Origin of the sequence: Micromonospora sp. NPDC023966 (assembly GCF_040639095.1) — a bacterium.
Classification (GTDB): Bacteria; Actinomycetota; Actinomycetes; order Mycobacteriales; family Micromonosporaceae; genus Micromonospora.
Window position 1 is genome coordinate 526598 of record NZ_JBEZZJ010000001.1, and the last position, 9827, is coordinate 536424.

Sequence of the window (9827 nt, forward strand, 5' to 3'; positions counted from 1 at the left end):
GCCGGCGCGAGCGCGACAACAGGAGACCAGCACCATGCAGAACCAGCCGGGCGGCGCGCCGCCGGTGTTCGTCGACCGGACCGGCCGGCGTCGCCGGCTGACCGTGATCGCCGGCACGGCGATGGGCCTCGGCCTGCTCACCAGCCTCGGTCTGATCCTGGCCGGGCTGTTCTTCGACTCCACGGTGCCGCTCCCCGGCTGGTCGGACACGAAGGTGCCGCCGATCGAGGCCGGGGTCGACGCCCCGCACCGGGACGAGCGGACCAGCCCGAGCCCCCGGCCCCCGTCCGTGACCAGCACCAGCCCGTCGGCGGCGCCGGCCGCCGCCCGCACGACCGCCCCCGCCCGGGTCACCACCTCGGCGGCGCCCCGCCCGAGCGGCAGCGTGCCGGGGCAGGGCGACGATCGGCGCAACACCGGCAAGCCGAGCAGGACGCCGGGCAAGCCCTGACCATGGCGAGACACGTCGCCCGCCCCGACCCTCGGGCGCACTGGGTGCTGCTCCTGCTGGGCCTCGTCGCCCTGCTCGCCGCGCTGAGCTTCCACGGCCTGGTCAGCGCCGTCGGCGGCGGCTCCGGCCCGGACCGGGCGCCCGCCTCGCCCGCGCCGCGCGCGGTCGCCACCGGCGGGCCGGTGCTGCGGCTGGACGGCCCCACGCCGGTCAGCCGGCGGCTGCCGGCGCGCACCCTGGCGCTCACCTTCGACGACGGCCCCGACCCACGCTGGACGCCGCAGATCCTCGACGTGCTGCGCCGGCACCACGCCCACGCCACCTTCTTCGTGGTCGGCGCACGGGTGGACGAGCACCCCGAACTGGTCCGGCGGATCCTCGCCGAGGGGCACGAGATCGGGTCGCACACCTTCACCCACGCCGACCTGACCACCGCGCCGGGCTGGCGCGCCGGGGCCGAGCTCTCCTGGACCCGCAACGCGATCGCCGGTGTGACCGGCCGCGAGGTGACGCTGTTCCGGCCGCCCTTCTCGTCGACGACCGCGGCCACGACGGACGCCCAGTACCGGGCGCTGCGGGACGCCGCCGGCAGCGGTCACGTGGCGGTGCTCGCCGATCGGGACGCCAAGGACTGGCAGCGTCCCGGCGTGCCGGCCATCGTCCGGGCGGCCACCCCGCAAGGCGGCGCCGGCGCGGTGGTGCTGATGCACGACGGGGGCGGAGACCGCAGCCAGACCGTGGCCGCCCTGGACCAGCTGCTGCCCCGGCTGGCCGGCCAGGGCTACCGGTTCACGACCGTCTCGGCCGGGATCGGCGCGCCCGAGTCGATGGTCCCGGCCACCACCGGCGCCCGGTGGAGCGGCACCGCGCTGCGCTGGGCGCAGACCGGGGCCGACGGGCTGGCCTCGGCGATGAACCTGCTGCTCGGGCTGGCCCTGGTGCTCGGCGTGGTCCGCCTCGCGGTGCAGGTGGTCTGCGCCCAGCGGCACGTCCGCCGGGTACGCCGGCCGCGGCGCCGGCTGCCCGAGGTGGTCGCGCCCGTGTCGGTGATCGTGCCGGCGTACAACGAGGCCGCCAACATCGCGGCCACCGTGCAGTCCCTGGTCTCCAGCGCCTACCCGGCGCTGGAGGTGATCGTGGTGGACGACGGGTCCAGCGACGGCACCGCCGACATCGTCGAACGGATGGGGTTGCGCGGGGTGCGCGTCATCCGGCAGGCCAACGCCGGCAAGCCGGCCGCGCTGAACACCGGGATCCGGGCCGCCCGCGCCGACCTGCTGGTGCTGGTCGACGGCGACACCGTCTTCCAGCCGGACACCGTGTGCCGGCTGGTCCAGGGCTTCGCCGACCCGGCCGTGGGAGCGATCAGCGGCAACACCAAGGTGGCCAACCGGCGCCGGCTGCTCGGCCGCTGGCAGCACCTGGAGTACGTGATCGGCTTCAACCTCGACCGCCGGATGTACGACGTGCTGGAGTGCATGCCGACCATCCCCGGCGCGATCGGCGCGTTCCGCCGCCAGGTGCTGTTCGCGGTCGGCGGCGTGCCCGCCGACACCCTCGCCGAGGACACCGACCTGACCATGAAGGTGCTCCGGGCCGGCTGGCGGGTGGTGTACGAGGAGGCCGCGATCGCCTGGACCGAGGCGCCCTCGTCGCTGCGCCAGCTGTGGCGGCAGCGCTACCGCTGGTGCTACGGCACCATGCAGGCGATGTGGAAGCACCGGCACGCGTTGCGCGAGCCGGGCGCCGGCGGGAAGCTGGGCCGGCGCGGGCTGCCCTACCTGGCCGTGTTCCAGATCGTGCTGCCGCTGGCCGCGCCGGCCGTCGACATCTTCGCCCTCTACGGGCTGCTCTTCCTGCCCTGGTCCGAGCTGGCGCTGGCCTGGCTGGGCCTGCTCCTGCTCCAGGCCGGCACCGCCGCGTACGCGCTGCGCCTGGACCGGGAACGTTTCGGCCCGCTCTGGACGCTGCCGCTCCAGCAGCTCGTCTACCGGCAGGTGATGTACCTGGTGGTGGTGCAGTCGGTGGTGACCGCGGTGGTCGGCAACCGGCTGCGCTGGCAGCGGATGGTCCGCACCGGTGAGGCGGCGGCCCTGGTCGGTGGGGCCCCGGCCCGCTGATCCGGCCGCTCCGGCCCGGCGGTCAGTGCGAGCCGAGCAGCCCGGCGGACCAGGAGACGGCCAGGCCGATCAGCGCGGAGCAGCAGCAGACCACCAGGGCGGAGGCGACCACCCCGAGGATCAGCCAGGCGGGCGCGCGGCGCGCCGCACCCGGTGCGGCCTCCGCCCGCTGCTCGTCTTCGCCCACCCGGGCAGTCTAGGTGCCGGCGCGGGGCGGCGGCCGGTCCCGCGGCGCGGCAGGATGGGGCGATGGAGCTGGTCTCGATCGCCGACGTCCGGGCCGCCGCCGAGGACGTCGCGGGCACCGTGGTGCGTACCCCGCTGCTGCCGACGCTCTGGGACGACGAGCTGTGGCTCAAGCCGGAGAACCTGCAGCCGGTGGGGTCGTTCAAGCTGCGCGGGGCGACCCACGCGGTGGCCCGGCTGGACCCGGCCGCCCGGTCCCGGGGCGTGGTGACGCACTCGTCGGGCAACCACGGCCAGGCCCTGGCGTACGCGGCCCGGGCGTTCGGCGTGCCGTGCACCGTGGTCGTGCCGGAGGGCGCGCCGCAGGTCAAGGTGGCGGGGATGCGGGCGCTCGGCGCCGATGTGCGGCTCGTCCCGCCGGCCCGCCGGCTCGCCGAGGCGGAGCAGGTCGTGGTGGACACCGGGGCCGCGCTGGTGCCGCCCTTCGACCATCCGTGGATCATCGCCGGGCAGGGCACCGTCGGGCTGGAGATCGTCGCCGACCTGCCCGACGTGGACGTGGTGCTGGTGCCGGTGGGCGGCGGCGGGCTCTCCTCGGGCGTGGCCACCGCGGTCAAGGCGCTGCGCCCGTCCGCCGCCGTGGTCGGGGTGGAGCCGCTGCTCGCCGCCGACGCCCGGGACTCCCTCGCGGCCGGGGAGGTGGTGGTCTGGGAGGTCGAACGGACCTACCGGACCTGCGCGGACGGGCTGCGCACCAGCCTGTCCGAGCTGACCCTGGCCCACCTGCGGGACCGGCTCGACGGCATCGTCACGGTCACCGAGGACGAGATCCTGGCGGCGACGGGGCGGCTGCTCCGCGAGGCCCGGCTGGTGGCCGAGCCGAGCGGCGCGGTCGCGCTGGCCGCCCGGCTGTTCCACCGGGACGAGCTGCCGTCGGGGCGTACCGTCGCGGTGGTCAGCGGCGGCAACGCCGACCCGCACGTGCTGGCGCCGCTGCTCGGCTGAGCGGAGGGGCCGGCGCGGCCCCTCCGCCCGCCGGTCAGGCGAGGCCCAGCCGGTCCAGGGTCCAGGCGTTGACGAACGCCTCCTCGCGCCAGGCGTCGTACCGGCCGCTGGGGCCGCCGTGGCCGGCGCCCATCTCGGTCTTGAGCAGATAGTCGCCCTGCGGGGCGACCGCCCGCAGCCGGGCGATCCACTTGGCCGGCTCGTGATAGAGCACCCGGGTGTCGTTGAGGCTGGTCACCGCGAGGATCGCCGGGTAGTCCACCGCGGTCACGTTCTCGTACGGGGTGTACGACTTCATGTAGGCGTAGACCTCGGGGTCGTCGAGCGGGTTGCCCCACTCCTCCCACTCGGTCACCGTCAGCGGCAGCGACGGGTCGAGGATCGAGGTGAGCGCGTCCACGAACGGCACCTGCGCGACGATCCCGGCGAAGGCGTCCGGGGCCAGGTTGGCCACCGCCCCCATCAGCAGGCCGCCGGCCGAGGCGCCCCGGGCGACCAGCCGGTCGCTCGCCGTCCAGCCGGCCTTGACCAGGTGCCGGGCGCAGGCCACGAAGTCGGTGAAGGTGTTCTTCTTGGCCAGCAGCTTGCCCTCGTCGTACCAGCGCCGGCCCAGCTCGCCGCCACCGCGGATGTGCGCCACCGCGAAGATCACGCCCCGGTCGAGCAGGCTGAGCCGGGCGATCGAGAACCAGGGGTCCATGCTCGCCTCGTAGGACCCGTAGCCGTAGATGACGGCGGGGGCCGAGCCGTCGCGCGGGGTGCCCGTGCGGCAGACCAGCGAGATCGGCACCCGGGTCCCGTCGTCGGCGAGCGCCCAGTCCCGGTGCTGCTCGTAGTCGGCCGGGTCGTACGCCCGCCCGTCCGGGCCGGGCCGGACCGGCTTCCGCCGCCGCAGCACCATCTGCCGGGTGACCAGGTCGTAGTCGTAGACCGAGTCCGGGGTGACCAGCGACGTGTAGCGCAGCCGCACCTCCGCGGTGCGGTATTCCGGGTTGGCGTCGAGCCCGACGCTGTAGATCGGCTCAGGGAAGTCGATGTCGAAGCTGTCCCCGCCGCCGACCGGCAGCACCCGCAGCCCGGTCAGCCCGTTGCTGCGCAGCGAGACGACCAGGTGGTTCTCGAACGCGTCCACGGCCTCCAGCCGGGTGCCGGGGGTGTGCGGGATCAGCGGCGTCCAGTCGCCCGGCGCGTCCGCCGAGGTGTACGCCAGCGCGAAGTCCTCCGCGCCGTCGTTGTGCAGGATCAGGAAGCGGTGCCCGTGGTGCTCCACCGCGTACTCGATGCCCTGCCGGCGCGGCGCGACGATCGCCGGCTCGCCGGTCGGGTTGGCGGCCGGGATGACCCGTACCTCGCTGGTGATCTTGCTGTGGATGTCGATGACCACGAACCGCTCGGAGCGGGTCAGCTCGACGCCCACCCAGAACCGCTCGTCGTCCTCCTGGTGCACCACCACGTCCGCGCTCGACGGGGTGCCCACGGTGTGCCGCCAGACCCGGTTGGGCCGCCAGGCCTCGTCGACGGTGACGTAGAACAGCGTCGAGGCGTCGCTGGACCAGGCGGTGCCGTAGAAGGTGTCCGGGATCTCGTCGGGGAGCACCTCGCCGGTCTGCAGGTCCTTGATCCGCAGCGTGAAGCGCTCGTCGCCGGAGAAGTCGGTGGAGTAGGCCAGCCAGCGCCCGTCCGGGCTGACGTCGAACGCGCCGAGGGCGAAGAAGTCGTGCCCCTCGGCGAGCCGGTTGCCGTCGAGCAGCACCTCCTCGCCGTCGAGCGGGGCGCCGTCAGCGCTGACCGGCGGCACGGTCTCGCCGTCGCGGACGGCCCGGCGGCAGTGCACGCCGTACTGCTGGCCCTCGACCGTGCGGGTGTAGTACCAGTAGCCGTCCTTGCGGGTCGGCACCGACAGGTCGGTCTCCTGGGTGCGCCGGCGGGTCTCCTCGAACAGCTCGGCGCGCAGCCCCGCCAGGTGCGCGGTGCGCGCCTCGGTGTACGCGTTCTCCGCGGTCAGGTAGGCGATCGTCTCCGGGTCGTCCTTGGCGGCGAGCCAGGCGTACTCGTCGACGACCGTGTCGCCGTGATGGGTCCGGTCAGCCGGAACACGCTTGGCGACGGGGACAGGGGTCTCGGTGGTCACGGCGTCACGTTACCGGCCGGTGGGGCGCCGCCGCGGGCGTGCGCCGCCGGAATCCGGCGACTCGCCGCCAGGCCTTTCGAACATGTGTACGATAACCGCCATGGCGGCTGCAGCGCGTTCGACCGATCGACCAGGAGCCCTCGAGATAACCCGGAAGCTGGCGGAGATCTGCGGCCGGCCCTTCGCCCGCTTCGCCGGCCCTGCCGACGAGGTGGCCGGCCGGGCGGCCCGCTGGGTGGCAGTGCCCGGCGGCCCGCACGCGGCGGCCGAGGTGCTCCGCCTGGCCGCGGCGCACGACCTGACCGTGGTGCCGCGCGGCGCCGGCACGAAGATCGACTGGGGCGCCGCCCCGGCGCAGGTCGACATCATGCTCGACACCGGCCGGCTGGCCGGGGTCTGGCACGAGCCGCAGGGCTCCGGGGTGGCCGAGATCGGCGCCGGCACCCCGCTGCGGGCGGTGCAGGCCACCCTGGAGCGCACCGGCCGGCGCCTCCCGGTCGACGCGCCCTCCCCGGGGGCGACCCTCGGCGGGGTGCTGGCCGCCGACGAGGCCGGCCCGCTGCGGCACCGGCACGGCAGCCCGTGCGCCCAGCTCGTCGGGGTGCGCTACCTCGACGCCGACGGCGAGCTGGTCAGCGTGGGGGTGCCCGGCACGGCCCAGTTCGGGCAGGCGGCCCCGTCCGCCCGGCGGGGCGGGAGCGCGGCGGCCGGGCCTGGTGGCGGTGCGGCGCCCGGTGGCGCCTCGGCCGTCCTCGGCGGGGCCGAGGTGCCCGGGCTCGACGTGGCCCGGCTGCTGTGCGGCTCGCAGGGCGGCCTCGGGGTGCTCGTCTCGGCCACCATGCGCGTGCAGGCCGTGCCGGCCGGCCGGGTCTGGGTGTCCCGTCCGGTGTGGACCCCGCTGGAGGTGCACGACCTGGTCCGGGCGGTGCTCGCCGCCCGGCTCGACCCGGCGGCCGTCGAGCTGGACCTGCCCGTCCCGGTGGCGCTGCCGCGCCGGCGGATCCCCGCGTCACACCCGTCCGTGGCCGGTCGCCCCGACCACCCGGCGGTGACCGGGCGGCCGGCCCGACCCGCCGCCGCGGGCAGCCTCGTGGTGCTGCTGGAAGGTGGCCCCGCCGACGTGGCGGAGCGGGCCGGCCGCCTCACCGCGCTGCTCGGCCCCGAGGCCGTGGTCAACCACGCCGCCCCCGAGTGGTGGGGCCGCTACCCGTTCGCCCCCGGCGACACCGCGCTGCGGATCGAGGTGCCCATCAACGACCTGCACGCCGCCGTCTACGCGCTGCGCGACGCGGCCGGCACCCCGGTGCCGGTACGCGGCTCCGCCGGGATCGGCGCCGTGCACGCCGCGCTGCCCGGCTCGCTGCCCCCGGAGCGGGTGGCCTCGATCCTCGCCGCCGTCCGGGGCGTGCTCCTGGCCCGGCAGGGCCGCTGCGTGGTGGTGTCCGCGCCCGCGGCGGTCCGCCGCGCCGTCGACCTCTGGGGCGAGCTGCCCACCCTGCCCTGCCTCCGCACCGCCAAGGCCCACCTCGACCCCCACCACCGCCTGGCCCCCGGCCGCCTCCCCGGCGGCCTCTAACCCCACCCCACCGCCCTCCGCCGCTCTCCGTTCTTGATCAAGAAGTTTGGGTCGGGAAAGCCAGGCGGAGGCGCGGGCAGGCGCGCGGGGCAGGCGCACGGCGCGGAGGCGCGGCGTGGAGGCGCGCCGGGCGGAGGCAGGCCGGGTGGCGGGTTACAGGGCGTCGTTGCGGAGGACCAGGACGGCTATGTCGTCCCGGGGCGGTTCCACCGAGAAGGCGATGGCGGTGGCGCGGAGGCGGGCGGCGATCACGTCGGCCGAGTAGCCGGCCAGGGGCGCCGCGGCCTCGCGCAGGCGGTCGGTGCCGAACAGTTCCCGGCCGCGCCGCCGTTCGGTGACCCCGTCGGTGTAGAAGATCAGTGCGTCGCCCGGCTTGAGCGCGATCTCGGCGGTCGGGGTGGCGATCGAGTCGAGCAGGCCGAGCGCGGTGCCGCCGGTGCCGACGAAGCCCGCCCCGCCGCCGCCGTGCAGCAGCACCGGCCGGTCGTGTCCGGCCAGGTGCAGGGAGACCTCCAGCTGGTCGCCGTCGCCCGGCCTGACCGCTGCCAGCGCCAGCGTGCAGTAGCGGCCGCCGCCCCGCTCGACCAGCGTCTCGTTGAGTCGACCGAGCACCTCCGGCAGCGGCTTGCCGTCGCCGACTAGCACCCGGATGACGTCCCGGACCAGGCCGGTCACCGCCGCGGCCTGGACGCCCTTGCCGGAGACATCGCCGACCACCACCAGCCACCGGCCGTCCGGCAGCGGCACCACGTCGTAGAAGTCGCCGCCGACGTCGGCGTCGTCGCCGGTCGGGACGTACTCGGCGGCGAAGCCGATGCCTTCGACCACCGGGAGCACCGGCGGCAGCAGCGACTGCTGGAGGGTCTGCGCGACCCGCCGGCGCTCGGCGTGGATCCGGGCGTTCTCGATGGCCAGCGCGGCCCGCCGGGCCACGTCTTCCAGCACCGAGACCTCGTCGGGGTCGTGCCGGTGCCGCTGGTGGCGGCCGACGGCCAGGGTGCCGAGCCGCTGCCCGCGGGCGATCAGGGGTACGGCGAAGCCCTCCATCGGCCCGCTCAGCGGCACCTGCGCCGCGCTCCGGGACGCCTCCCGCAGCCGGGCCTGGATCGAGTCCGGCCCGGTCTCCTGGAGCACCCGGTGCAGCTGCGGCAGCACCGCCTCGTCGGCGTGGCTGGCCGCGGCGAGCCGCAGCCGGCCCCACTCGTCCGTGGTGTGCACCGCGCACCACTGGCCCAGCCGGGGCACCACGAGCTGCGGGATGAGCGCCATGGTCAGTTCGACGTCCAGCGACTGGGCGAGCAGTTCGCTCGCCTCGGCGAGGAAGGTCAGCCAGGCCGACCGGCGTACGTCGGCCCGGCGCAGCCGGTCGTTCTCCAGGTGCAGGGAGAGCCGCTCGGCGGCCAGCACCGCGAGCGGCCGGGCGTACGCCGAGGGTGCCGCGTCCAGCTCCAGCTCACCGGCGTACGGGCGGTGCACGGCGAGCGGGACCCGGAGCAGTTCGTTGCCCTCCCGGGGCTGCCGGCCGTAGCGGGCGAGCACCTGGCTGCCCTGCCCGTCCCCGCGGTCCAGCCGCACCACGCCTCCGGCCGCGCCGACCATCTCGGCGACCCGGGTCAGCAGCCCGGCGGCGAACTCGGGCAGCGGGTCGTCCGCGTACGGGTCGGGGGTGGTCTGCATCAGCTCGCTCATCGCGGCGGCGCTCGGGGTGCCCGCGTCCGTGCCGCCCGGGGTGGCCAGGGCCGCGCGGGTCTCGGCCGCGCCGGCCGCCGGGGTGGCCGCCTCCCGGCCGGCCCGGTCGAGCCGGAACCAGACGCCCTTCCCGGTGGGCAGGTAGGTGGTGCCCCACCGGCTGGAGAAGTGGTCGACCAGCAGCAGCCCGCGCCCTCGCTCGGCCACCTCGGCGATGTCGGAGGTGGTGTTCCGGACGCCGACGAGCAGTTCGTCGACGGGGCCGGAGGCGAAGTCGGTCACCGTGACGGTGAGCCCCTCCGGGTCGGCTTCGACCTCGATGTCCAGTTCGGTGCGCGCGTGCTCGACCGCGTTGGTGGTGAGTTCGGTGGTGAGCAGCAGCGCCTCGTTGAGCAGTTCGTGCAGGTCCGCCTCGGCGAGCACGGACCGCACCAGCGCCCGGGCCGCCGCGGGCGTGCGCCGGTCGGCGGGGAGGCGGACCCGCCGGACGTGCTCGTCCGAGCCGCCGTTCAGAGCCGGCCCCGCCTCCGCTGACACCTTCGTATCCTCCACCGCCGCCACCCCGGGTGCCAACCCGCTCCGCCGATCCGGTCGGCGCGGGACAGATCGGGCGCGGCGGGGCTCGACGTCCGGGGCCTCGACGGGACACGCGGCAGAATGGTGGGATGG

The 9827-nt window shown here is 76.0% G+C and carries 7 protein-coding genes; 4 read left to right on the forward strand and 3 right to left on the reverse strand.

Annotated elements, in window-relative coordinates; all coding sequences use genetic code 11:
* The first annotated feature begins 34 nt into the window (after positions 1-34).
* Both AB0F68_RS02585 and AB0F68_RS02590 read left to right on the forward strand, forming a co-directional pair.
* On the forward strand, positions 35-451 hold the full coding sequence (locus tag AB0F68_RS02585) for a hypothetical protein (RefSeq protein ID WP_357332370.1): 417 nt from the start codon (positions 35-37) through the stop codon (positions 449-451).
* Positions 452-453: 2 nt separating this feature from the next.
* Positions 454-2571 (forward strand): bifunctional polysaccharide deacetylase/glycosyltransferase family 2 protein, encoded by a 2118-nt coding sequence (locus AB0F68_RS02590; protein WP_357332372.1) that lies wholly within the window; start codon positions 454-456, stop codon positions 2569-2571.
* 22 nt (positions 2572-2593) lie between these two features.
* Here AB0F68_RS02590 and AB0F68_RS02595 read toward each other — a convergent pair whose 3' ends face one another.
* The gene (locus tag AB0F68_RS02595) at positions 2594-2758 is read right to left on the reverse strand and encodes a hypothetical protein (protein ID WP_357332374.1); all 165 of its coding nucleotides are present in this window, start codon (positions 2756-2758) and stop codon (positions 2594-2596) included.
* A gap of 62 nt (positions 2759-2820) precedes the next feature.
* Between AB0F68_RS02595 and AB0F68_RS02600 the strand changes: the two genes are divergently transcribed.
* Entirely contained in the window at positions 2821-3762 is a 942-nt protein-coding gene (locus AB0F68_RS02600; protein ID WP_357332376.1) for a threonine/serine dehydratase, read from the forward strand.
* 34 nt (positions 3763-3796) lie between these two features.
* Here AB0F68_RS02600 and AB0F68_RS02605 read toward each other — a convergent pair whose 3' ends face one another.
* On the reverse strand, positions 3797-5893 hold the full coding sequence (locus tag AB0F68_RS02605) for a S9 family peptidase (RefSeq protein ID WP_357332378.1): 2097 nt from the start codon (positions 5891-5893) through the stop codon (positions 3797-3799).
* Positions 5894-5993: 100 nt separating this feature from the next.
* Here AB0F68_RS02605 and AB0F68_RS02610 point away from each other — a divergent pair, with 100 nt between their 5' ends.
* Complete coding sequence (locus tag AB0F68_RS02610; protein ID WP_357332380.1) at positions 5994-7469, forward strand: FAD-binding oxidoreductase; 1476 nt, start codon at positions 5994-5996, stop codon at positions 7467-7469.
* Between the two features lie 153 nt (positions 7470-7622).
* Here the strand turns inward: AB0F68_RS02610 and AB0F68_RS02615 are convergent, their stop codons facing one another.
* Positions 7623-9695: a SpoIIE family protein phosphatase gene (locus AB0F68_RS02615; RefSeq protein ID WP_357332382.1), complete on the reverse strand. Its 2073-nt coding sequence runs from the start codon at positions 9693-9695 to the stop codon at positions 7623-7625.
* Positions 9696-9827: the final 132 nt, after the last annotated feature.

Excerpts from the sequence above, each read along its gene's own strand:
- AB0F68_RS02585 (WP_357332370.1), top strand. The coding sequence starts at position 35 with ATGCAGAACCAGCCGGGCGGCGCGCCGCCGGTGTTCGTCGACCGGACC.
- AB0F68_RS02590 (WP_357332372.1), top strand. The coding sequence starts at position 454 with ATGGCGAGACACGTCGCCCGCCCCGACCCTCGGGCGCACTGGGTGCTG.
- AB0F68_RS02600 (WP_357332376.1), top strand. The coding sequence starts at position 2,821 with ATGGAGCTGGTCTCGATCGCCGACGTCCGGGCCGCCGCCGAGGACGTC.
- AB0F68_RS02610 (WP_357332380.1), top strand. The coding sequence starts at position 5,994 with ATGGCGGCTGCAGCGCGTTCGACCGATCGACCAGGAGCCCTCGAGATA.